The organism is Piscinibacter sp. XHJ-5, assembly GCF_029855045.1.
Lineage (GTDB): Bacteria > Pseudomonadota > Gammaproteobacteria > Burkholderiales > Burkholderiaceae_C > Albitalea.
The window spans coordinates 3,692,651-3,715,997 of the sequence record NZ_CP123228.1; the positions used below are offsets into that span (position 1 = coordinate 3,692,651).

18 protein-coding genes and 3 pseudogenes are annotated in these 23,347 nt (G+C 66.9%); 7 read left to right on the plus strand and 14 right to left on the minus strand.

The window, feature by feature from the left end; translation table 11 throughout:
- Positions 1 to 227 precede the first annotated feature (227 nt).
- On the plus strand, positions 228 to 2,936 hold the full coding sequence (locus P7V53_RS17420) for a dockerin (RefSeq protein WP_280150715.1): 2,709 nt from the start codon (positions 228 to 230) through the stop codon (positions 2,934 to 2,936).
- A 524-nt stretch (positions 2,937 to 3,460) separates the two neighbouring features.
- Positions 3,461 to 4,378, plus strand: coding sequence for a hypothetical protein (locus tag P7V53_RS17425; RefSeq protein WP_280150719.1), 918 nt, complete (start codon positions 3,461 to 3,463; stop codon positions 4,376 to 4,378).
- 227 nt (positions 4,379 to 4,605) lie between these two features.
- Here P7V53_RS17425 and P7V53_RS17430 read toward each other — a convergent pair whose 3' ends face one another.
- Positions 4,606 to 5,031, minus strand: coding sequence for a hypothetical protein (locus P7V53_RS17430; RefSeq protein WP_280150720.1), 426 nt, complete (start codon positions 5,029 to 5,031; stop codon positions 4,606 to 4,608).
- Between the two features lie 35 nt (positions 5,032 to 5,066).
- On the opposite strand from P7V53_RS17430, the gene P7V53_RS17435 reads away from it, so the two are divergent.
- From P7V53_RS17435 to P7V53_RS17445, 3 genes and pseudogenes are all read left to right on the plus strand, one after another.
- Positions 5,067 to 6,755, plus strand: a complete 1,689-nt coding sequence (locus P7V53_RS17435) for a glycoside hydrolase family 30 beta sandwich domain-containing protein (RefSeq protein ID WP_280150721.1) — start codon at positions 5,067 to 5,069, stop codon at positions 6,753 to 6,755.
- Positions 6,756 to 6,778: 23 nt separating this feature from the next.
- A complete protein-coding gene (locus P7V53_RS17440; protein ID WP_280150722.1) occupies positions 6,779 to 7,000 on the plus strand; it encodes a hypothetical protein in 222 nt (73 codons plus the stop codon).
- Positions 7,001 to 7,126: 126 nt separating this feature from the next.
- Positions 7,127 to 7,282, plus strand: a pseudogene (locus P7V53_RS17445) (phosphate-starvation-inducible PsiE family protein); the annotation flags it as partial.
- A 351-nt stretch (positions 7,283 to 7,633) separates the two neighbouring features.
- On the opposite strand, the gene P7V53_RS17450 reads toward P7V53_RS17445, so the two are convergent.
- The 10 genes from P7V53_RS17450 to P7V53_RS17495 all read right to left on the minus strand — a co-directional run bounded on the left by P7V53_RS17450 (position 7,634) and on the right by P7V53_RS17495 (position 19,796).
- A complete protein-coding gene (locus tag P7V53_RS17450) occupies positions 7,634 to 9,085 on the minus strand; it encodes a coniferyl aldehyde dehydrogenase (RefSeq protein WP_280150724.1) in 1,452 nt (483 codons plus the stop codon).
- Positions 9,082 to 10,746 (minus strand): GMC family oxidoreductase, encoded by a 1,665-nt coding sequence (locus P7V53_RS17455; protein WP_280150725.1) that lies wholly within the window; start codon positions 10,744 to 10,746, stop codon positions 9,082 to 9,084. The genes P7V53_RS17450 and P7V53_RS17455 overlap by 4 nt, the downstream gene beginning before the upstream one ends.
- A 22-nt stretch (positions 10,747 to 10,768) precedes the next feature.
- Positions 10,769 to 12,748 (minus strand): alkyl sulfatase dimerization domain-containing protein, encoded by a 1,980-nt coding sequence (locus tag P7V53_RS17460; protein ID WP_280150727.1) that lies wholly within the window; start codon positions 12,746 to 12,748, stop codon positions 10,769 to 10,771.
- Positions 12,749 to 12,783: 35 nt separating this feature from the next.
- On the minus strand, positions 12,784 to 13,257 hold the full coding sequence (locus P7V53_RS17465) for a DUF2505 domain-containing protein (RefSeq protein ID WP_280150729.1): 474 nt from the start codon (positions 13,255 to 13,257) through the stop codon (positions 12,784 to 12,786).
- Between the two features lie 17 nt (positions 13,258 to 13,274).
- Positions 13,275 to 14,909: an AMP-binding protein gene (locus P7V53_RS17470; RefSeq protein ID WP_280150730.1), complete on the minus strand. Its 1,635-nt coding sequence runs from the start codon at positions 14,907 to 14,909 to the stop codon at positions 13,275 to 13,277.
- Between the two features lie 23 nt (positions 14,910 to 14,932).
- On the minus strand, positions 14,933 to 15,382 hold the full coding sequence (locus P7V53_RS17475) for a phasin family protein (protein ID WP_280150731.1): 450 nt from the start codon (positions 15,380 to 15,382) through the stop codon (positions 14,933 to 14,935).
- A 35-nt stretch (positions 15,383 to 15,417) separates the two neighbouring features.
- Entirely contained in the window at positions 15,418 to 16,368 is a 951-nt protein-coding gene (locus tag P7V53_RS17480) for an alpha/beta hydrolase (protein ID WP_280150732.1), read from the minus strand.
- A gap of 7 nt (positions 16,369 to 16,375) precedes the next feature.
- A complete protein-coding gene (locus P7V53_RS17485) occupies positions 16,376 to 17,854 on the minus strand; it encodes a wax ester/triacylglycerol synthase domain-containing protein (RefSeq protein WP_280150733.1) in 1,479 nt (492 codons plus the stop codon).
- A gap of 80 nt (positions 17,855 to 17,934) precedes the next feature.
- Complete coding sequence (locus P7V53_RS17490) at positions 17,935 to 18,909, minus strand: helix-turn-helix domain-containing protein (protein ID WP_280156545.1); 975 nt, start codon at positions 18,907 to 18,909, stop codon at positions 17,935 to 17,937.
- A 5-nt stretch (positions 18,910 to 18,914) separates the two neighbouring features.
- A complete protein-coding gene (locus tag P7V53_RS17495) occupies positions 18,915 to 19,796 on the minus strand; it encodes a sterol desaturase family protein (RefSeq protein WP_280156546.1) in 882 nt (293 codons plus the stop codon).
- Between the two features lie 167 nt (positions 19,797 to 19,963).
- Between P7V53_RS17495 and P7V53_RS17500 the strand changes: the two genes are divergently transcribed.
- The gene (locus P7V53_RS17500; RefSeq protein WP_280150734.1) at positions 19,964 to 20,902 is read left to right on the plus strand and encodes a LysR family transcriptional regulator; all 939 of its coding nucleotides are present in this window, start codon (positions 19,964 to 19,966) and stop codon (positions 20,900 to 20,902) included.
- Between the two features lie 94 nt (positions 20,903 to 20,996).
- Positions 20,997 to 21,158, plus strand: a pseudogene (locus P7V53_RS17505) (transposase); the annotation flags it as partial.
- A gap of 23 nt (positions 21,159 to 21,181) precedes the next feature.
- Here the strand turns inward: P7V53_RS17505 and P7V53_RS17510 are convergent.
- From P7V53_RS17510 to P7V53_RS17520, 3 genes and pseudogenes are all read right to left on the minus strand, one after another.
- Positions 21,182 to 21,673, minus strand: a complete 492-nt coding sequence (locus P7V53_RS17510) for an SRPBCC family protein (protein WP_280150735.1) — start codon at positions 21,671 to 21,673, stop codon at positions 21,182 to 21,184.
- Positions 21,657 to 22,013 carry a metalloregulator ArsR/SmtB family transcription factor gene (locus P7V53_RS17515; protein ID WP_280150736.1) on the minus strand — a complete coding sequence of 119 codons (357 nt, stop codon included), beginning with the start codon at positions 22,011 to 22,013 and terminating at the stop codon, positions 21,657 to 21,659. The genes P7V53_RS17510 and P7V53_RS17515 overlap by 17 nt, the downstream gene beginning before the upstream one ends.
- Positions 22,014 to 22,341: 328 nt before the next feature.
- Positions 22,342 to 23,284 (minus strand): annotated as a pseudogene (locus P7V53_RS17520) (helix-turn-helix domain-containing protein).
- Positions 23,285 to 23,347 lie beyond the last annotated feature (63 nt).

Genomic DNA, 23,347 nt, shown 5'->3' on the forward strand with positions numbered 1-23,347 from the left:
GCGGAGACGGGCCCGTTTTTCCAGCACGCGCCACGCCCGCGGCTCGACCTTGACCGGCTCCGAAGCACACGCCCTCGAAGCAGGTCGAGCGACGGGGCGCCGATCGTGCCTTCGGCAACAGGCCGAAGAGCCTCGATTGTTGCGCAAGCGCATACGCACACTTCGTAACTCCGGTCGTCACAAGTCGATCATGAACGCGCGCAGACGCCTGTCGACACTGCGGCGCCATGGAACTCACCCACCTTCCCTTGTCGCATATCGCGACCCTGGTACTGCACGCCATCACACGGAGAACCGAGACGCTGCCGCATCGCGTGCTGCGCCTGCACGGCGACCGCGCAGCGGGGCGGCCCGAGGATCGCCGGATGCACTTCGCGTGGCCGTGCCTGTCGGCCTGCCTCGTGGCGCTGCTGGCGGCCTGCGGCGGCGGAGGCGGCAGCGCCTCCACGGACTCCCAGGCGACCGCGGCAGGGCCGTCTGCGCCGGCGGTCGTTCCGGCCACGCCATCGGGTGACAACGTGGCGGCCGGCAACCAGGGGACCCCGGCCACGTCGACGGCACCCGCCACGCCGGCCGTTCCGGTCACACCGCCTGCCGGCACATCGACGGCACCCGGTGCCGCACCGGCCGCGCCAACCACGCCAACCACGCCAACCACGCCAACCACGCCAACCACGCCAACCACCCCAGTCACGCCAACCGCACCGGCCGCACCAACGGGCGCCAATGCAACGGGCGGCAGCGCGCAAGGCACTGCCTGGACCAACGCGAAGTTCGGCGGCGGTGGCTACGTCACCGGCCTCATCTTCCATCCGACGTCCGCGAACGTCCTGTACGCACGCACCGACGTCGGCGGTGCCTATCGCTGGAACCAGGCGACGATGGCCTGGGTGCCGATCACCGACGGGTTCAGCGGCCCCGAAAGCTTCCATCACGGTGTCGAGAGCATCGCGCTGGACCCGAACAACGACCGGCTCGTCTACATGGTCACGGGCATGTACAACTCGGCGGACGCCACCGCCCGCCTCTACACCTCGAGCGACCGCGGCGACCATTGGACATACGTCGGCCTGCCGTTCTCCGCGGGTGGGAACAACAACGGCCGGGCCATCGGCGAACGCCTGATGGTCGACCCCAACAAGCCGTCGACGCTGTTCTTCGGCTCGCGCACGGCCGGGCTGTGGAAGAGCACGGACTCGGGCACCACGTGGGCCCAGGTCACCTCGCTGTCGGCGACCAAGATGACGTCCGACCAGATCAATGCGGCGGGCGTGATGGGCGTCGAGCTGGTGGTCTACGACACCGGCACCAAGGGCACGGGCACGGCGACCCAGACCCTCTACGCCGCCATCGCGCCCGACTACGTCAGCGTCGCCGGCCTGAGCTCGAACCTGTACAAGTCCACCAACGGCGGCGCATCTTGGACCGCAGTCTCGACGCCGGTGTCGGGCTATCACATCCCGCACATCGTGCGTGCGGCCGACGGCCAGTTGTACGTGGTGTTCACCCAGGGCGCCGGCCCGAGTTCCCCCGGTCCTGCCCGCCTGTACAGGTTCGACGGCAGCAACTGGACCTTGCTCAACAGCAACGACTCCTCCGGCTATGGCGGCCTGTCTGTCCACGGCAGTGGCTCGAGCGCCCGCATTGCGCTGGGTGTAACGAACAGCTGGGGCAACTGGAGCGGGCAGAAGATCGTCCAGCTGTCCGACGACGGCGGCAGCACCTGGCGCGAAATCGCTGCCACCATGCCGCACACGCCGGCCGACGACGGCTTCTCCGGATGGATCGACGACGTCGAGATCGACCCGTCCAACCGCGACCACGTGCTGCACGTCTACGGCGGCGGCATCTGGGAAACGCGCAATGCCTCGTCGTCCACGCCGAGCTGGACCTTCGCCGTCGATGGCCTCGAGGAGACCTGTCCGCTGGCGCTCACCACGCCGCCGGCCGGAGCGCCGTACCGGGTGATCTACGGATCGGGTGACGTCGGCACGTGGGTCTACACGGACCTCGCGAAGAAGCCGACCCAAGGCCCCTACAACCAATGGAGCAACGGCAACTCGTCCGACGTGGCGTGGTCGGATCCGCTCTACATCGCCGGCGTCGGCGTGTTGAACAGCAGCGGCACCGGCACCGGCTTCTGGTCCGGCGACGGCGGCAAGACCTGGGCGACCTTCGCCACGTTCGCTCCCGGCGGCGCGGCCAACACGAGCGAAGCGTCGAACATCGCCGTCACCGCGCGCAACAAGGCGGTCTGGGCGCCGGCCGATTCGGTGCCGTCGTACACCACTGACAACGGCGCGACCTGGACGGCGACCAACCTGCCCGCGCTCAGCGTCATCGGCGGGTTCCCCCGCAGCTATCGCCTGGCCGCCGACCGCAAGAACCCGAACAAGGTCTATGCCTACGACTCGGGCGGTGCATGGTGGGGCACGGCAGGCAAGGTCTACGTCTCGACGGATGGTGGACACACCTTCACGCTGAGCCAGGGCTCGGTGTCGGTGAACCTGCGCGCCAATCCCTTTGGGACCACCTCGCTGGCAGTCAACCCCAACGTCGAGGGCGACCTGTGGCTGGCCGACGGCAACGCCGTGTACCACTCGGTCGACTCGGGTGCGACCTGGACCAAGCTCAACAACTTCGCGTCCATCTGGGGCAGCCGCCAGACCTGGCAGTGGCCGGACGCGCAGGGCGCCAGCGTCGTGGCGCTGGGCAAGGCCAAGAGTGGCGCCTCGTACTCCGCCGCGGTCTACGTGGTGGGCGTGATCAATGGCGTGTGGGGCGTGTACCGCTCCGACGACGCCGGCGCCACCTGGACACGCTTCAACGACGACGCACACCAGTTCGGCGGCTTCAGCCTGATGGCGGCCGATCAGAACGTCTATGGACGCGTCTACGCGGCCGGCGGCTGCCGGGGCATGTACTACAGCAACTGACGTCGAGGCCGCGTGCCCGGATGCGCGCGGCCCGACACAACGACTCGATCTGCACACAGGGACCCATGCCGACTTTGACTCGTACCTGCTCCAGACCCCTTGCGACGACCTTGTTTGCTGCCGTGCTTGCTTCATGCGGCGGCGGATCGAACGGTTCGGGCGACGCTGCGGCGACAACGGCCAATGGGTCCTCGGCCAGCCCTGCGCCAACGCCCTCGTCGAATCCGGCGCCCGGTGCCGCGCCCAGCCCTGCACCTGCACCTGCACCTGCACCTGCACCTGCACCTGCACCTGCACCTGCACCTGCACCTGCACCTGGACCTGGGGATGGGGCTGCGCCTGCACCCGGGGCTGCACCCGCTCCGGCACCTGGGGCGGCACCGTCGCCAGCATCGGCGCCTTCGATCAACACGTCGCTGGGCGTACCCAATCGACTCCTCGGCGGCCTGGGCGCCGGCAATCCGATCTCGGACATCACGAGCCAGCAGATCCACCCGGACATCATCGACACGTACCTGGTCGGCGTGGGCAGCGGTTCATGGCCCACCTGGAACAGCCCCGACGGCGCCTACATCACCTATGTCTCCGCGAACGTCAAGGCGATCGGCGCGGTGCCCATGTTCACGCTGTACCAGATGGCCTCCAGGGGCGAAGGAAATCTGAGCGCCGTCAACGACCCGACCTTCATGGCCAGCTACTGGGCACAGGTCAAGTTGATGTACCAGAAGATCGGCGCGACGGGCCTGCCCACGCTGGTCAATCTGGAACCGGACTTCTGGGGCTTCGTGCTGACAGGCGCTCCCGGCGGCGACCCGACGAAAGTGCCGGCCCGCGTGAGCATGGTGACGGAATGCGCGAGCCAGCCGGATACCGCGGCCGGCCTCGCGGGATGCCTGTTGACGCTCGGGCGCACCTACGCGCCCAAGGCCAAGATCGGGTTCCCGCCGTCCTTCTGGGGACGCGATGCGACGACCGTCGGCAACTTCATGGCCAAGCTCGGTGCGGACAAGGCCGACTTCATTGTCGGGCAGACCAGCGATCGTGATGCCGGCTGCTTTGAAGTCGCCTCGCCGGTAGCCGAGTGCGCGGGTCGTGGCGGCGGCCCGTTCTACTGGGACGAGAACAACGTCGCGACACCCAACTTCAAGCAGGACCTCGCGCAGTGGAGCGCCGTGCGAAGCATCCTCGGCAATCTGCCCATGCTGTTCTGGCAGACCCCGATGGGCGTGCCCTCGGCGACTCCCGGCGGCACGCCCGGCCACTACCGCGACAACCACGTCCACTACATGCTCACGCACCCGACCGAGTACACCGCGGCGGGCGTGTTCGCGATCGTGTTCAGCGGAGGCGGTAGCACGTCGGCCAGCATCAACACCGATGGCGGGCAGTTCGCGCGCATGTTCCAGGCTTACGTGGCCAACCCGGCGCCGTATCCGCACTGAGCGGATCGAACATTGCGGCCTGCGCCCACACTGATCGGTGGTCCTCGGGGGTGACCGACTTCCTCGAAACGCAGCCGTTTGAAAGAGCAAGCCTCAGGTCGTTCGTAAGCTGAATCGTTTGCTCTCTCCTCACCTGCAGATCAGAAAAATGAACAAGTCCTCCGTCGTTCGGTCGTCGTCGCTCCCATGGGCAACCCATTCAAAAGCCCATGGCGCGCGGCTTGCCATCATCGGCCTGCTGAGCACGTTGGTCGCGGCCTGCGGCGGTGCCTCATCCGGCGCCTCGGCAGACGCGCCCGTGTCAGACACGTCTGCCGCGCCCACATCCGCACCTGCACCCACATCCAATCCACCCACACCTGCTGCGCCTGCTGCGCCTGCTGCACCCGCTGCACCCGCTGCACCCGCTGCACCCGCTGCACCCGCTGCACCCGCTGCACCCGCTGCACCCGCTGCACCCGCTGCACCTGCCGCACCTGCCGCACCCGCTGCACCTGCCGCACCTGCGGCACCCGCTGCACCTGCCGCACCTGCCGCACCCGCTGCACCTGCCGCACCTGCGGCACCCGCTGCACCTGCCGCACCTGCGGCACCTGCTGCACCTGCCGCACCTGCACCTGGATCCGTCGCCATTGCGTGGCCCGATCCCGCATCGATTGAATGGGGCACGGCACTCAGCTCGGCGCAGTTGAACGCACGATCGAGCGTTCCCGGCACCTTCACCTATTCGCCGGCAGCGGGAACGAAGCTCGAGGTCGGAGTCCGGTCGCTGTCGGTGACGTTCACGCCGCAGGACAAGATCCGGTATGCGACGAGTACCGCCGCGCGGACGCTGACGGTCAACAAGGCCGAGCCGCCGGTCCGCTGGGATTACCCCTCGGCCGCGCTCCAGGGTTCCGCACTGACGGCCGCGCAGATCACGACGGCGCCGTACGCGCTCTACGGCATCCGAGGCAGAGCCGATCCGGCGTCCTACATGACCGTGGACGGCAAACCGCTGAGCGCGGCGACGGCCAGCGCCGCCGGGACCGCCATCATTCAAGCCACGTTCGTTCCCACGGACAGTGCGCACTACAGGTCGGCTACCGTCAGCACGGCGCTGACCGTCACGCCCGCTTCGAACACGGCGGCCATCGACTTCGGTGTTCCCAAGCAAACGATTCGTGGATTCGGCGGCTCGGCCGCCTGGTACTACAGCAAGATGTCGGACGGTCGCCTGAATGTGCTGTTCGGCACCGGCCTCGCCGACAGTCTCGGATTGAGCATTCTCCGGCTGCGGATCGCGCCGGCCGACTGGAACGCGTCCACACAGACTGCCGACACGAGCCAATGGTCCGCGGAGCTCGACAACGGCGCGGCCGCCCAGGCACGCGGCGCCATCGTCTTTGCCACGCCTTGGTCACCGCCGGCGAGCATGAAGATCGTCAACACGGATCGCAGCAATCCTTTGTACAGCGGGCGCCTGGATCCTGCGATGTACGCGAACTACGCCAAGTACCTGAACGCCTACATCCGGTATGCCGCCAGCCGCAATGTGAATCTGTACGCCGTGTCGCTCCAGAACGAGCCGGACTGGGATCCCCAAACCTATGAATCCTGCCTGTGGAGCGCCGATGAAATGAAGTCCTGGGCCGGCGCCTACGGCGCGAGCGCGATCTCCGGCACGCCCACCAAGCTCATGGCGCCGGAATCCTTCTACTTCTCGCAGGCAACCACCGACACGCTGCTCGCGGACCCCAAGGCCGCCGGCAACATCGGGATCGTCGGCGGACACCTGTACGGAGGCGCCGCGAGCTACCCCGGATCGGCCGCGAAGCTCGGCAAGGAAGTTTGGATGACCGAGCACTTCCTGGACTCGGTCAACAAATCCGACGCCAAGTCTTCCTGGCTCACCAGCATCGACGATGCGATGGCCATCGCGAAGGAAATCCACGACGGCTTGACGCTGTCGCAGTACAACGCATACGTCCATTGGTGGCTCGTCAATTCCAACGACTCGACGCCGACCGGCTTGATCGGCACGAACGACACGCCGACCTATTTCGGGATCGGCATGAAGCACTACTCGTATTTCATTCGTCCGGGCTACGTTCGCTACGACACCACCTCGCTCCCGCAGAAAGGCGTGCGCGTTTCCGCGTTCGGGACGCCGTCGGGCGCCGCCGACAACAAGGCGGTGGTGGTGCTCGTGAACGAGAACGCCGTCGACGTGAACCTCTCGGCATCGATCAATCCCGCGAGTCGCGCGTTGACCGCCTTGACGCCCTACCGCACGACCGCGACCGCGACGTTCGAGCGGCAGCCGGCCATCGGCGTGAGCGGCAATGCGTTCACCGTCCTGCTACCGGCCAAGAGCATCACGACCTTGGTGAACTGAAAGCCGGCGCGGACGGGTTCGGCGTGCCGGAGCCGCGCTTTCGTGCGCAATCCTGCACGGTTTCGATTCGCCGTTATCGGGCGATGATGATTGCGCCGGAATGCCGCCGCTACGGTGTCGCGTTCGACGAGCTGGAACGGCGCCGCCTCGAGGCGCTGGAGCCGGGCATCACGCAGCTCGAGTGGGGCCCGAACGGCGAGGTGCTGATGCCAGGCCATCTGCCGACGCGCCCGGGCGAGTTGTGAGCCAGCCACGGTGCAACCGCCACAACCATTGCCGAGCTGTCTCGCAACGGCACCTCCTTCGACGCATGGAAAAGGTCGGCATTCCTTGCCCGCGCGCAGAATGCACGTCAAACCACCGGCAGAGAGAGGAAATTCATCATTCTGGACAGCAAGGCCACTGGCGCGGAGACCATTGCCGCATTGGCGCTTGCCACACTGGTTCTGGGCGTCGTCTACTGGCTGCTTCGCGAGCGCGAGGATCGCCTGCCGAAGATCCGTGGCACGGGGCTGGGAAGTGAGTGACAGGGCCCAGCGCTGCTCCGCACAGACGGCGGCTCTCAGGCAGGTGCCTTGATCGAGGCTGCGAAATCATCGGCTCGGGTAGCCCATCGTTGGGAGGCGGCTCTGTGGCGTTGAGTCGTGCGATTTGTAAGACCGCAGTGGGTCGCTCGCGTCTTGAATGGCCCGCTACCGGAGCACGTCAGCTGTACGAGGTACGGCGGTCGTAGGACCTCCACGAGACGGTTCACGCCGCATCGGCGACCGCTTCTCCACCGCTCGAACTCGCGCTCCCGACCAGAGCGGGTATTGCACCGATCCATTCAACCGCCGCAAAGCTGGCGTTTGCGCCAGAGCCGAGGCAAGCCGCCGTGGTCAGTGGGTCCTGCCAAGATAGAAGCGCATGGACAGCCGCTGCACCACGTTCCCATACGGCGGATAGAACAGCCCGATCGGGAACCAGCGGTGCCTCTTGAATACGGACTTGGCGTGCGACAGCTCGCGAAAGCCTTCTTCGCCGTGATAGGTTCCCATGCCCGAATTTCCGATGCCGCCGAACGGCAGGTCGTGCTGGAAGACATGCCAGCCCCAATCGTTGAGCGTCACGCCCCCGGCATGCGTCTCCTTGAGCACGCGCGCTTCCTCGGCAGTGCTCAGGCCGAAGGCGTAAAGCGACAGCGGCCGCTCGCCACTGCGCACCCGCGCCATCGCGTCGTCCAGACGGTCGTACTCCAGCACCGGCAGGATCGGTCCGAAGATCTCTTCCTGCATCAGCTGCATGCTGTCGTTCACATCGGTCACTACCGTCAGCGCCATCTGGCGCCCTGCGGCGGCAGCATCGCCGCATGACAGCAGCGTCGCTCCCTTGCTTCGTGCATCGTCGAGCAGATGGCGCAGCCGCGCGGCATGCCGTTCGGTGATGATGCTGGTGTATTCGGCGTTGCCGTGCACGCTCGGGTACAGCTTGCCGAATGCATCGCGCACCGCGGCCGCGAACTCTGCCGCTTTTCCGCGTGGCACGAGCGCGTAGTCGGGTGCAACGCAGATCTGCCCGGCATTGAACGCCTTTCCGTGTGCGATGCGCAGCGCTGCATCGCGCAGGTCGGCGCCGATGCCGACGATCGCGGGCGACTTTCCTCCGAGCTCCAGCGTCACCGGGGTGAGGTTCTCGGACGCTGCGCGCATGACCTCGCGGCCGACGCGCGGCGAACCGGTGAACACCAAGTGGTTGAACGGCAATGCATTGAAGGCCTGCGCGGCATCGACCGCGCCACCGCATACCGCGACTTCGTCTTCCGCAAAGCATTCACCCAGCATCGTGCGCAAGAGCGCGGTGGTGCGCGGCGAAAACTCCGAGACCTTGATCATCGCCCGGTTGCCCGCCGCCAATGCCGCGATCAGCGGGCCGAGGGTCAGGTAGAGCGGGAAGTTCCAGGTGCCGATGATGCCGACCACGCCTTTCGGCTGATATTCGACCCTGGCGCTGTTGGTCAGGAACAGCAGCTCGGTGCTGCGCCGACGCGGCTTCATCCAGCCGCGCAGGTGCGACAGCGCATGCCGCGCCTCGAGGATCGGCCCCATCACCTCGACCAGCTTGGTCTCGGCGCCGGCGCGCACGCCAAAATCGGCGTTCACTGCGGTCACGATGGCATCCTGGTGCCGGCGCAACGCATCGATCAGGCGGCGCAGCTTGGCCTTGCGCGCTGCAAGGTCGGGATACGGCATCGCCTCGAACGCGCTGTGCTGCAGATCGAAGAGACGGCGCATGCGCGCGATCTCGTCGGCCTCGATCACGTTTCCTTCAACGGCTGTCAGGACGGTACTCATGCGGCGACTCCGACGGACTGAAGGAACGGTTGTCCGCGCGGCGCCGATGCGCCAGGCGGGATCTGCGCCATCGCGTGCTCAGCCAGCGCGGTGATGGTGAGCGATGGATTGACGCCGGGGTTCGCCGGCATCGCGGCACCATCGCAGACGAGCAGATTCTCGTAGCCGAAAACGCGCAGGTTCTTGTCTACCACGCCGCAGCTCGCGTCGCCGCCGATGACGGCACCGCCGAGCAGGTGCGCCGTGGTCGGTATGTTGCCGAGCGCTTCGAGCACGTTGCTCTGCGCGATGCCGCCGGTGTGCCCGGCCAGCCAGGCAGCCGCTGCATTGCCTCCGGCGATGAAGGTCGGGTTCGGCTTGTCGCGGTCCTGCTCCGTGCGAAGGCTGTAGCCGTGCGCGAAGAGGCGCTTCTTCGCACGCAGCGCGATGGCGTTGTCGAGCGCCTGCATCACCAGCAACATGACCATGCGACGGCTCCAACCGGCAGGCCACAGCGTTTTCAGCCATTGCAGCGGATGGCGCATGATGCTGCCGAGCCACATCAGCGGCCGCGTCACGCGGCTGCCCTTGCCGACCAGGACGGTGTAGAGCAGCGACATGAAGTCGGCATTGCGGCCGTAGTTGACCAGCTCGATGTGCGTGTCGTGGTCGACGTGGATGCTGCAGCTGATGGCCACGTCGTTCCAGGTCTTGCGGTCCTCGGGCAGGCGCACCGTGAGGATGGATTCGCTGTTGGTGCGCACGAGTTCACCGAGCCGGTCGCTCACGCGCGGCAGGGAACCGCCGTGCTTGCAGTTGGCGAGCAGATGGTTGGTGCCCAGCGATCCGGCGGCGAACACCACGCCGCCCGCCGTGAAGGTCTTGCGGCCCTTGAAGAACCATGCGCCAGGCCGCTGCGTGGTCACGCGGTAGCCGTCGCTGCCGTCGGCCGCTCCCAGCGGGGCCACGTCGACGACTTGATGCTGCGGCAGCACCGTAGCGCCGCGCTTCTCGGCGAACCACAGGTAGTTCTTCAGCAGGGTGTTCTTGGCCCCGACGCGGCACCCCACCATGCATGCGCCGCAGCGCGTGCAGCCGGTGCGCTCCGGGCCCTCGCCGCCGAAGTACGGATCGGCGACCTTCTTGCCGGGTGTTCCGAAGTAGACGGCGTTCGGTGTGCGGGTGAAGGAGTCTTCGGTGCCGAAGTGCCTGGCCATGTCGCGGATCAGCTGCTGGTTGACCGAATCGAACGGCACGGTCTGCACGCCAAGCATGCGCTCGGCCGTGTCGTAGTGCGGGCGCAGCACAGAGTCCCACGCGGCCAGGTCGCCCCACTGCACATTGCCGAAGAAGGCGGGCTTGGCACGGTACAGCGTGTTCGCGTAGACGATGCTGCCGCCACCGACACCCGAGCCGCTCGCGGCGAAGACGTCCTTGAACGGCACGAGTCGCAGGATGCCTCTGAGCCCGAGCAGCGGCGCCCACAGGAAGCGCGTGAGCTGCCATGTGCTCTTCGCGAAATCCTCATCGCGATAGCGCCGCCCGCATTCGAGCACGCCGACCTTGTAGCCCTTCTCGGAGAGGCGCAGCGCAGACACGCTGCCGCCGAAACCCGATCCGATGACCAGCCAGTCGAAATCGAATGAAGTGTTTGCCATTGTTCGGGGCGCTCGTGGATGCATGAGCTGCGATCGGTGCCTGCGCTCAGTGCGCAGCGCGCGGCTCGATCATCGGGAAGACGTTCGGGAAGGTTTCCAGCATGCCCAGCAGCTCGGCCACCTTCTCTCGCTTGCCCTGGACCACGATCTGCCCGGCCTGCAGGGCGGCGGGGAACGTGGTTCTCTGCAACGAGATCTCGTCCAGCGTCGCCCGCGTCAGCGTCAGTGTCGCGTCCGCGGTCTCCGACTGGGCACCGGCGACGTACGTCAACGCACTGTTCTCGAGGTTCAGGACGTAGCTCTGCTTCACATCGGTGAACTGCCAGTTCAGCACGATCGTCTTGCCCGCTGCCTTGTCGCCGTTCAGGCGCACGCCAAGGTAGTCGAAGAACATGTCGAGCGTCAGCGAACGCACCACGTCGGGCGACTGGGTGACGAAAGCCGGCACCTTGGGCGAGCCGTTGCGCAGATCCGCGGCGCCTTGCAGGTACGCGTTGCGCGCTGTCGCCGATTCAGCCTGGTAGCCGAGCTGCTCGTAGGCGTCGGCGGCCAGACCGCGCGCTTCCTGGTTGCCCGGATCGGCGAAGACCAGCTGCGACCCGATCTGCGCCACCCAGCGGTACTCGCCCTTCGCGAAATCGGCGCGGGCACGCTGCAGCACGGCCGCGGCGCCCCCCATGTAGTCGACTGCCTTCTGCGCCGCGGGCACCGGCGGCAGCGCCGCGAGGTTGGCGGGGTTGCCGTCGTAGTAGCTGAGGTAGCGCTGGTAGATGGCCTTGATGTTGTGTTTGAGGTCACCGTAGAAGCCGTAGGTCGACCAGTCCGCCCTGAGACTGGCCGGCATCTTCACCGCGTCGGCGATCTCGGCGCCGACGTAGCCCTGGTTCATCAGGCGCACCGTCTGGTCGTGGAGGAACTTGTAGGTGTCGCGCTGGTTCTTCAGGAACGTCTGCACGCGGTCCGTGCCCCACACGGGCCAGTTGTGCTGGGCGATCATCACGTCGCTTTTGGCGCCGTAGCGCTGCAGCGCGCCACCGATGTGCTTGGACCAGATCAAGGCGTCGCGCACCAGCGCCCCGCGCATCGGCACCAGGTTGTGCATGTTCTGGGTCGCGATCTCCGTCATGTTCAGCACCCTGGACTGCGGGTAGTACATGATCAGCTCGGACGGCGCTTCGGCCCCGGGCGTGAGCTCGAAGACGATTTCGACGCCGTCGACGCGGTGTGTCTCGATGGTCTTCTCGATCAGCACCGTCGGCGGTATCAGGCTGATCGTGCCGAGGGAACCCGACTTGCCGAGACCGGCGTCGACCTGGCCCTTCTCGCCGCGCGGCAGCAGCGGGCCGAACTGGTACATCGCGCGCCTGGACATCGCGCTGCCGGCGATCACGTTCTCGCCCACGGCCTCCTCCATGAACCCCGCCGGAGCGATGATCTGGACCTTGCCGGCGGCCACGTCGTCGCCGTTGACGACTCCGCGCACGCCGCCGAAGTGGTCGACGTGGCTGTGCGAATAGATCACCGCCACGACCGGCTTGCGCGGCCGGTGCTTGTAGTACGCGTCGAGCGCGGCCTTGGCCGTTTCGTTCGTGACCAGCGGGTCGACGATGATCAGCCCGGTCTTGCCTTCGATGACCGTCATGTTGGAGAGATCGAACCCGCGCAGCTGGTAGATGCCGTCGGTGACCTTGAACAGGCCGGCCCCCAGGTTGACGCGCGCGTGGCGCCACAGCGCCGGGTTCACGGTGTCGGGCGCTTCTTCCTTGGCGAGAAACTCGTAGCCCTTGAGCGTCCACGCGGGCCGGCCTTGCGGGCCCATGATGGCCTGGTCACCCAGCGCTTCGATGAGCCCGCGCTTGGCGTCGTCGAACGAGCGCTTGTCGGCCAACGGCAGCGTGGCCGCGAGCGCACGGTTGGCCGCGCGGGTGGCTTCGGTGGCGTCCTTGGGCGCCAGGGCCTGGGCCTGCGCGGCGAGTGCGAGTGCGGCTGCGACCAGGCCGATCGTCAGATGGGGGATGTGCTTCACATGTGTCTCCGATGCATTCATTTCGTGGGAAGCGACTAGCGGTTCTTCTTCAGGAATTCCGTCAGGTAGGCCAGTTCGTCGGCGCAGCCCTGTTGCGTCTGCCCGATGACGAACTTCTCGATCACGCCGCCGATCAGCGGCACCTTGACCTTGGCCTCGTGCCGGATGCGATAGACGCACCCCTTGCCTTGCGGCAGCAGCTCGAACTCGGCGTTCACGCTGATCGGCTTGCCGACGATCTGCATCATGAACGTCCCGCGGTAGCCCTTGGCGTCACCCGACCAGCGCTCTTCGAACTCGAGGTCGCTTTCCGGGTTGAGCACCCTGGAGATGAGGGGCGACAGCTCGCGCCGCACGCGGCGCTTCATCGTCACGACGACGCCTTGGCCCTTCTTCGTCTTGCAGCTCGCGCTCAGTTCACCCAGCGCGAGGCTGCGGTGCTCGAGCCATTTCGGGTCGGTGAGCAGGCCGAAGACGGTGTCGACCGATGCGGTGTACTTGTGTTCCATTTCAATTCCGTTCTTCATCAAGCGATGTCGCGCAGTTCGCGGCGCAGGATCTTGCCCACCGTCGACTTGGGCAGCGCGTCGACGAAACGCACGAACTTCGGCACCTTGTAGGCGGCGAGTTGCTGGCGGCAATGCGCGATCACGTCGGCCTCGCTGAGCGCAACGTTCGGCGCCTTCGTCACGAAGAGCTTGACCGCCTCGCCGGTCTTTTCGTCGGGCACGCCGACGCAGGCGCACTCGGCGACGCCGGCGCAACCGGTGGCCACGGCCTCGATCTCGTTCGGATAGACGTTGAAACCCGAGACGAGGACCATGTCCTTCTTGCGGTCGACGATCTTCAAGAACCCCTCGTCGTCGAACATGCCGATGTCGCCGGTGCGGAAGTAGCCGTCGGCAGTGAAGGCCGCGGCGTTGGCCTCGGGCTGTCGCCAGTAGCCCTTCATCACCTGCGGGCCCTTCGCGCAGATCTCGCCGGCCTCGCCGATGCCGACCTCGCGCCCCTCGTCGTCGAGCAGCTTGATGTCGGTGGACGGCAGCGGCATCCCGGTGGTGCCGGTGAACTCGCGCACCGCGGCCGGGTTGAAGCTGAGCACGGGGCTGGTCTCCGACAAGCCGTAGCCCTCGCGGATGAACGTGCCGGTGAGCGCGCGCCACTTCTCGGACACCGTGCCGATCACGGCAGAGCCGCCACCGCCTGCCAGGCACAGGTTGCTCCAGTCGACTTCCTTGCTGCGCGGGTGGGCGACCAGGCCAGCATAGAGCGTGTTGACACCCATGAAGACGCTGGGACGCGCCTTCTTCAGCGTGTCGAGGAAGTTGTCGAAGTCGCGCGGGTTCGGCACGAGCCAGTTGTCCGCGCCGACCGAGAAGTAGGTGATGAAGTTCACCATCAGCGCGAAGATGTGATACAGCGGGATCGCGGTGACGATCACCTCCTGGCCCGGGCGCAGGCTGTCGGGCATGAAGGACTTGAACTGCTCGGTGTTGGCGACCAGGTTGCGGTGCGACAGCGCCGCCCCCTTCGACAGCCCGGTGGTGCCGCCGGTGTACTGCAGGAACAGCAGGTCGTCGCCGTCGATGTCGACCGGCGTGAAGGGCAGAGTCGCGCCTTCGGCCAATGCATCGGCGAATGCGATCGCACGGCCCAGGCGTGCATCGACCGGCGGGCTCGGCAGGGCGACGCCACTGCCGTCGCCCACGTTGACCGTGATGACGGTCTTCAGGCCGGTCCTGGGCATCACTTCGGCGACGGTGGCGCTGACACCGCCGAAGACGACGATGGTCTCGACGCCCGCGTCGTTGAGCTGATGCTCGAGCTCGCGCGGCGTGTACATCGGGTTCACGTTGGCCTGCGCGGCGCCGGCGCGGATGATGCCGAGGAAGGCGATCGGGAAGGCCAGCAGGTTGGGCGTCATTACTGCGACGCGGTCGCCCTTCTTCACGCCGAGCCTGCCCTGCAGGTAAGCCGCGAAGTCGCGCGACAGGCGGTCGATGTCGGCATAGGTCAGCGTCTGGCCGGCGCAGCGCATCGCCGGAAGGTCCGCGAAGCGCTTCATGGCCTGGTCCATCATCTCGACCACCGATCGATGGGCATCGGGGTCGATCTCGTGCGGGGTGCTGCCGTAGTTGACGAGCCAGTGTTTCCTCGACATGTCGGTTTCCTCGGTTCGGTGAATCAGGCGCGCAACAGGCGCCGCACGTCGTCGACGTTTTGGTCGATCCGCCGGCGCACGACGCCCAAGGCCTCGCACTGCGAGCTGGCGGCGAGCTCGGCCAATTCGCGGATGTCGGCGAGCGCGAACTCGAAAGCCGCGATGGCCAGCTTGTGAACGAGCCGCGCGCTTTCCTGCGGTCCGATCTCCGCCATCACGCGGGCCGCGGTGCGCCACTCGCCAGCGGCTTCCTTGCTCAACACGGTCGCGCGGCCCAGCACCGCCTGGATCCCGGCGAAAGAGACCCGACCGGCGCTCAAGATTGCTTTGACGTCCTTGCGCCAACGGATGCCGAGACGGCCTGCCAAGCCCGACCGCTCGACCATCGCGTTGGCCTTTGACGTGGTGCGCTGCGATGACTTCATGGGGACTGCGCGTTTGGGCGCTTGAGATGCGCGCGTTCGGGTGGTCATGGGATGCTCCTGTCCGGTGCCTTGCTCGATGCCGGTCACTGTATGAGCAGGGGTTCGGTGTCGGCTATCCACTTTTCGTCAATCGCCGTCCCGGCCGCGGCGAGCCGGTCGCAGATGAAGGCAGCGATCTCCGCGCGGCACTGGTGGGCCTCGTGGAGCAGGCCGAACATCGGGAAGACGTGCGGAAGATCGAGCCACACCTTGGCCTGCGCATCGATGCCCTGCAGCCGCGCCCGTTCGACGGCGCGCAGGCTGTGGTCGAGCAGCATCTCCGAGCTGGAGGCGTGAAAGCGCAGCGGAGGCAGGCCGCTCCAATCGCCATGCAGCGGCGAGACCTCGGGGTCGTCGGCCAGCATGCCAGGCAGGTAGTGGTCGACGACCACGTCCAGCACGTGCGCCGTGAACATCACGTCGCGCCGTTCGTTGTAGTGCATCGACCAGCCTTCACCGCTCAGGTCGGTCGCCGGCGACAGCAACACGGCGCCGGCCGGCAGCGGCAGCCCGGTGCGCTTGCAGCGCTGCAGCAGTGCCAGCGCGAGATTGCCGCCCGCTGAATCGCCGGCCACCACGATGCGATGCGCCGGCAGCTCGCGCAGCAGGCGGCGGTAGGCCAGCTCGCAGTCGTCGAGTGCCGCGGGAGCCGGGTGCTCGGGCGCGAGACGGTACTCCGGCAGCAGTACCGGCACCCTCGTGCGGCGTGCCAGGTCCAGGCAGAAGTCGCGATAGAGCCCGGGCAGATGGACGCAGAACGCGCCGCCATGCAGGTACAGGATCGCGCCGTCGTGCGCTCGATCCGCCGGAACGAGCCACTGCGCGCTGACCTGATCGGACAGACGCTCTGCCTGTGCGGCCCCGGGCGCCGTGCCGGAGCCGAAGCGACGATCGATCATCGACGCCCGGCGACGCAGCAGCTCGATCGACGGCGCGCGCCGCCATATCGGCTTGACGAGCCGGCGCAGCAGCGTGTTGAGCAGGAGCCTGCGCAAGTCGACCTCACGCCGCCGCGTGCTTGCGAGCCACACGCGCGGTCGCCGCACGCGGGGCGCGCGGCGGCCCAGGCTTTGCCTTGCGCGTGCTCGTCGGGGCGGGTGCGTCCAGTTCGAGCTTCAGCGCGTCGAAAGCCTCGCGTGTGCATCGCGGCAGCTCGTCGATGCGATCGACCGCACCGGGAATGCCGAGGAACCCGACCTGCAGCAAATCACCGAGCGTGACCACGGTGACGTTGAGCATCTGGCCCGCGGCCACCACCGACATCGGCAATGCCAGCTCGACCTCGGCACCCATCAAGTACTGCCGGCCCTCGAAACCGAAGGGGTTCGAAAACACCAGGTTCGACACCAGCAGCGGGCGCTTGATGCCGACCCGCTCGAGGAGCGTCGGCAGCGCGTGCACGAGCGTGGTGTAGAGCATCACCGTCTCGCTGGAGTTGCCCTTCACGGCCGCCTTGACGCGTGCGGTCTCCTCGCGGATGGCGGCCAGGCGCTCGCGCGCGCCTGTGCCGGGCTGGCCCATGGCCAATTGCAGGACCGCGATCTGGTTGCCGCCGCTCGCGCCTGGGAGGGCGACCGGCATGTCGACCACCAGCGGCCTGGACGGACGCTGCGGCTGCCCGGCAAGGTAGCGGTCCAGCCCGCCGTCGAGCACTGTGAGCAGCATGTCGTTGACGGTCGCCCCTTCGGCCTTTCCGAGCGCCTTGAGCTCGGAAAGGGGCAAGGTCGCGAACGCGTAGTTGCGCCTGGCGCTCGCCACGCCGCTGAGCACCTGTGGAACACGGACAAACGGAAAGTCCATCGCCTTGCCGCCCAGCCCCACGCTGCGCCGGCCCTGCGCGGCCAGCATGCGGCACAGGGCCGTGCCGGAGCGCAGCATGCCGCCGGACTCCTGCAGCAGGCCGGGCAAGCCGGCTCGCGCCACGCGCGGCGCAGCAGTCGGGTCGGCGCCGACCCGTTCCCGAGCATGGCTTGCGCGCGGCACGCCCTGCCACAGTGCCCTGACTTGGCGATCCTTCGGATCGTTCGAGAACCAGTGCGTCACGGCTTCGACGAATCCACGCCCGTCGATGATGCCGTGGTGTACCTTGCTGTACAGCGCCACGCGGCCATCGGACAAGCCGTCGATCACGTAGAACTGCCACAGCAAGCCGTCACGCGACAGCGGGCGCTCGTGCAACTCGCAAACCTTGGCCATGAGGTCGTCCATCGAGCCGTCGCCGGTCAACGTGAGTCGATGGACATGCTTCGAAAGGTCTGCCCCCGTCATCGGTTCGACGCTTGGAAGCCGCGACAGCGAAAGCTGCAGCCGGTAGTTGAACGGCGGACCCGGCTCATGCGCGAGCATGCGCTCGTGCAGCCGGTCGGCAAACCGCCGCGCGCCCTTCGGCGGGCGAAGCAGCACCAGCGGGCCGACGTTGAAAGGACGCTCGGGCGTTTCGAGCAGGAACATCGCCAGGTCGATGACCGACAGCTTGGGCATGGGGTGTCTCCAGGTTGACCGCCATCTTGAAGACGCGGCGCCATGCCGCCTATCCGCTTTCCGGCGACTTGGCGCCGCGGTCAGGCCGCGTGCACCGGCGTCGGCACCACGCCGCGAAGCTGGCTCAAGGTCTGCGACGGGCGCTCGCCGTAGTGCAGCCTGTACTCCTGCGAGAAGCGGCCGAGGTGGAAAAAACCCCAGCGCGTGGCCACGTCGGTGACCGAGGTGCCGGCATCGGCGCGCAGCAGCTCTCGGCGCACCGCAGCGAGCCGGCGCAGCATCAGGAAGCGCCGCGGCCCGACGCCGAAGACCTCATGGAACGAGCGCTCGAGACGCGACAGGCTCGTGCAGGCCGCAACGCACAGATCGTCGATGCGGACCGACTCGTCGCCACGGCCGTCGAGGTAATCCTCGGCGCGGCGGACCACGCGCCAGCGTTCGCCTGGGCTCAGCGCCGCGCTGGCATCGGCCGAGCCGCCACGACGCGCCAACTCGCAGAACAGAGCGGCAAGCAACTCATCATGCGCCCGTTGCATCTCGGCATCGCCGGCGATGGCACTGCTGTCGTGCGGCGCCAGGACCGGGGCCAGCGAAGCAAGCGTCGCCTGCAGGCCGGCATCGATCTCACCCTTGGCACGCCGCGGGCACCCGCCTCGACACAACGCCGGCTCCAGCTCCGCCGCTTCGAGGCGGCAGCGCGGCACCTGCACCGACAACCACTGCGCCTCGGGCGGGAGGGTCACCAGGAGTTCACCGCACTCCGGAAAGATGACGATGTCGCCGACGTTCGCGTCACGCCCGTGAACGCGCCAGGCGCCGTGCCCGCCGAGGGGCAGCGTGATCGTGACCATGTCGCGCGTGGTGTCGCCGCGCGCGAGAACGGACAACCCGTAGCGGCCCCAATCGACTCGGCTGCCGGGCGTCGCGGTGTGAGCGATCTGGCCGCGGAACACACCCGGCTCGAGCTGCACGTGCTCGAGCACGCCGTCTTGCAACGCCATCGCCATGACTTCCGGATCGAAAGCCAGCATTTGCGTCTTGCGCAACGGCAGCATGGCATTCACGCCCGGCTGCTCGCTGGCTGCAGTGGATCCGCATCGATCGGCGTCTCGGTGATGGTGCGGCTGCGCACGAGGGTCGATTGTTCGCGTCGCGATTGGAAGAGCGGATAGAACATCTCCACGAACCAACGCTCCTTGCCGTACACCAGATCGTCCTCCAGGCCGACGTGGGCCGGGTAGCGGCGCGTGATCTTCGCCGTGCCGAAGACGATGTCCCACAAGAACAGCAGGTTGCCGAAGTTTCCCTTGTAGTGACCGATGCCGTCGTCGTTCGTGAGCGCGTGATGAGCCCAGTGGGTGGCAGGGGTCGACACCGTTCGTTCGAGCACCCAGGCGAGCGGGTGCAACCACTTGATCCGATACAGCGGCTCGTCCCAGCGCACCGCGCTGTGTGCGCCCAGGATCACCGTCAGCTTGACCACGATGTAGACGAGATAGACGCTTCCCAGCCCCAGGTAGATCAGCACGCCGGATATCCACAGGCCCGGCATCATCAGGTAGTAGAAGAAATTGTTCCGATAGGTGATGCGGATGCTCATGTAGTGCGCGGTGTGGTGCGCCCGGTGCAGCGGCCACATCAGCGGCGTGTGCGAGACCCGGTGCCACCAGTACTGGGTCATGTCGTCGCCCACCAGCAGGATCGCAGCCAGCGCCCACCACGGAAGCTCCGCCCACGCGCCGCGCTGACCGGGCATCACGAGCTCGCAAACCTTTCCCGTGACCGCGAAGATGAACGGCTGCGAGAACGCGATCAACGCGAGGAACATGAACGCCTCGAGCTTGGTGTCGTCGGCAGTTGCATGAAAACTCTTGTGGCGCCGCGACCCGATTTCGAGCGCGGCGAAGAAAACGATGATCGCGACCAACACGATGTTCTGCATGGGGTTCAACGGATGTCTCCTGTGCGGCATCGTGAGTCGGTGCAAGGCCGGATGCTCCGCCGCCGTGGCTCCGGGTGGCAGGATTCTTGGGGCAAGGTGCGATTGAGTCCAATGCATAGTTGTTGTACTGTTGATGCATTGGCTGCAATGCTTCGCAGGGAGCTCGGATGGACCTCAGGCGCTGGGCTCACATCGTTGCCGTGGCAGACCGGCGCAGCTTCGCGCGTGCCGCCGAGCAAGTGCACCTGAGTCAACCGGCATTGACGCGCAGCATCCAGGCGGCAGAAGCGGAGCTGGGAATGCGCTTGTTCGATCGCGGCACGCACGAAGTCGTACCCACTCCAGCCGGCGAATTCGTCGTCGCGCGAGCCCGCCAGCTCGTGTTCAACAGCCACTGCTTGCGGCGCGACGTCGACCTCTACCGCAACCGGGGCCTGGGCGACACGGCGTTCGGCGTGGGGCCGTTCCCTGCCGCAACCTTCCTGTCAACGCTGCTCGCAGCCGTGCGTCGCGAGTTTCCCGGTGTCAACGTGCGCGTCGAAATCAGCAACTGGCAGTTGCTGCTCAAGCGGCTGCTTGAGGAAGACATCGAATTCTTCGTCGCCGACACGCGCGATCTTCCGTCCGAGCCTGCAGTGCTGGTGCGTCCATTGCGCCGCGAGCCCGGCGGGTTCTATGTGCGCAGCGGGCATCCGCTGGCACGGCAGAAGTCCGTCACGCTGCAGCAGCTGTGGGACCACGGTGTCGCATCGGTGCGGGTGCCCGCGGGCGTGCGCTCCGTTCTGGGGGGCTTGCTCGGCATGGAGCCATCTGCGGAGCTTTCCATGGCGTTGGAGTGTGATGACGTCGGCGTATTGAAGGACGTCGCGCTTGCCAGTGACTCGGTGCTGGCCGCCCCGCACGCAGCCGTCGAGCAAGAGGTGGCTGCGGGAACATTCCACGCGTTGCCAGTGGTTGGCTTGCCGGCTCTGTTCTCGGAGATGGGAGTCGTCACCTTGCGAGGCCGCACCCCGTCGCCGATGGCCGAACTCATCATCGGTCGCCTGCCTTCAGGGGGTCCGAAGTTGGCGCACCGGGCACCGCAACGCAGGACTTCCCAAACGTGAGCAGTAGGCCAGGTAGCAGTCGTTGCCCACCGGGACTGGACGGCCCCAGGTCGGCCAACCAACGCCATTGACAAACTTCCCTGTCGCCGCCGCCGGAACCGGTGGCAAGGCGCGCATGGGTCGCATCTCCAAGCGCGGTGACCCGTACCTGCGAACGCTGGTGATCCACGGTGCGCGTGCAGTCATCAAAAACGGCAAGCAAAAGCCCCAGTGGCCCGAGCAGATGTTGGCGCGCCGGCCGATGAACGTGGTGGTTCGGCCGCAGAGCGCTGGCGCCTCTCAGACGAGCGTCGGGAGCAACGCCTCCAGCTGCGCGAACTGCTCGGGCAGCCCCTCCGTACTCCCGATATTGCGGTCGAGTGCTTCCTTTGTCGGGTAGAGCTCGGAGAACGTCAGGTGTGTCCGGCCGTCCTTCTCCTCAAACGTGACGGTGGTCACGGCGCCGTCGTCGCTTTCCTCGTTCGTCCAAGCTAGGCGCGACGGCGGCGTTACCTCGGTGTACTTGCCGAAGAAGGCCATCGTCTTCGAGTCGCCGAGGTCGAACACGAGGCGGTAGCCGCCGCCCACGCGTACGTCCTGTTCCAGGGACAACAACACCAGGCCGATCGACTTCGGCACCCACCACTGCCTGAACAGTTCAGGCCGCGTCCAAGCCTCGAACACCAGCCGCGCGGGCGCGTCGAAGATACGCCTGACGACCACTTCGCGGTCGGACTTGCGCTCCACCGAGGTGGGATGCTTCGCGCCGGCGGGCTCACTTTCTTCGACCATCGTCTCTCTCCTTGCGTTTCAGTTCCTCGACCACCTTGTCCAGCGCATCGAAGCGCGCCGTCCACATGCGGCGGTAGCGCTCAAGCCAGGCCCACTCCTCGTCCAGAGCGCCCCGCCCCAGCTGGCAGGTGCGCACGCGCCCTACCTTCTCGGTTATGACCAGCCCAGCCTGCTCCAGCACGCCAACGTGCTTCTTCATGCCCGTCAGCGTCATTTGGAAGCGCTCGGCGAGCTCTGTGATCGAGGCGTCCTTGCGCCAGAGCTGCTCGATGATGCCGCGCCGTGTCGCGTCGGCCAGCGCGGCGAAGGAGAGGTCAAGACGGGATGAATGCTGAACCATATAGTTCAGTATAAAGTCGACGCGTGCTGGACGCAAGCGCGCTTGCGCCCGCCTTGGTGGAACTCCAGGAACAACTCGTCCGGATCCGCGAAGACGCCTAGGTGCGGATGCCATCGAACGTCGACTTTTCGGCGATGCGTTGACGCTTCGCGATGTCCGCACCGGGTCGGCCGCGCGAAGTCGCCTCGGGCATGAGCGTGGGCCCTGCGTCCAGCTCCAATCCAGACATCGCATGGCAACGCCAGCGCTCGTGAACGAGTGGTCCGTCTCGTGTGCCGATGTCGACGATCGACGCATGGCAAGACCGCCACCGTCGTCTCGACACGCCTCAGGACCCCAGGCGGGCGTCGCGCCTGAGCGACTGAGGCGGCTTGCCCAAGCCCCGCATGAACGCCTCGCGAAGATGGCGCCGATCGCGAAAGCCCGTTTCGCGTGCAACCACCTCCAGCGGGTGGCGGCTGCGCTCGATCATCAAGCGCGCCGCCTCCACGCGTAAACGCTCTACCGCCTTGGCTGGCGACTGGCCGGTCTCGGCGGTGAACACACGGCTGAACTGGCGCGGGCTGAGGTTCGCGGCGGCAGCGAGTTCTTCCACGCCCAGCGGCTGCGCCAGGTGGCGGCGTGCATGCTCCAGCGCCCGCGCGATGCGGTCCGAGCGCGGCGCGAGATCAGGATCTCCGAATGCTGCGACTGGCCGCCCGAACGGCGCTGATGCATGACCAGCCGGTGCGCCACCGATCGCGCCACGTCGTCGCCGAGGTCCTTGCCGACGAGGGCGAGCGCCAGGTCCAGTTCCGCCGTCATGCCGGCGGAGGTCCAGATCGGGTCATCGGCGATGAAGATGCGGTCCGGCTCGACCTGGACATCGGGATGCCGCCGTTTGCAGTGCGTGCGCATAAGCCCATGCGTGGTGCACGTCGCCCTGCCAGCAAGCCGGCCTCGGCCAGTACGAAGCTCCGGTGCACAGCCCCACGGTCCGACACGCAAGCGCTGCACTTTCGCAGCGCATGCAGCAGTTCGGATGGTGAGGGGGTGGCCAACGGGTCGATCACGCCCACCACCATCCAGGTGTCGGCCGTGCTGCGTGCGGTGAAGGGCCTCGTCTGCAGGGCCGTGCCCAGCGAAGCGTTCACGCTGCCGCCGGGCATCGAGTGGCAAGTCACCTCGTAGAAGGGCTCGCCGGCCACGAGGTTGGCGAACTCGAAGACCGCCTGCGTGGCCAGCGCCATCACCTGAAAGCCGGCCGGCAGGACGTAGCTGATTCTGTGCATGTGCGGTCTCGGGAGCCGATGGCATAAAACACGACTATACGCGTCATTTACGCCAAACGCCCG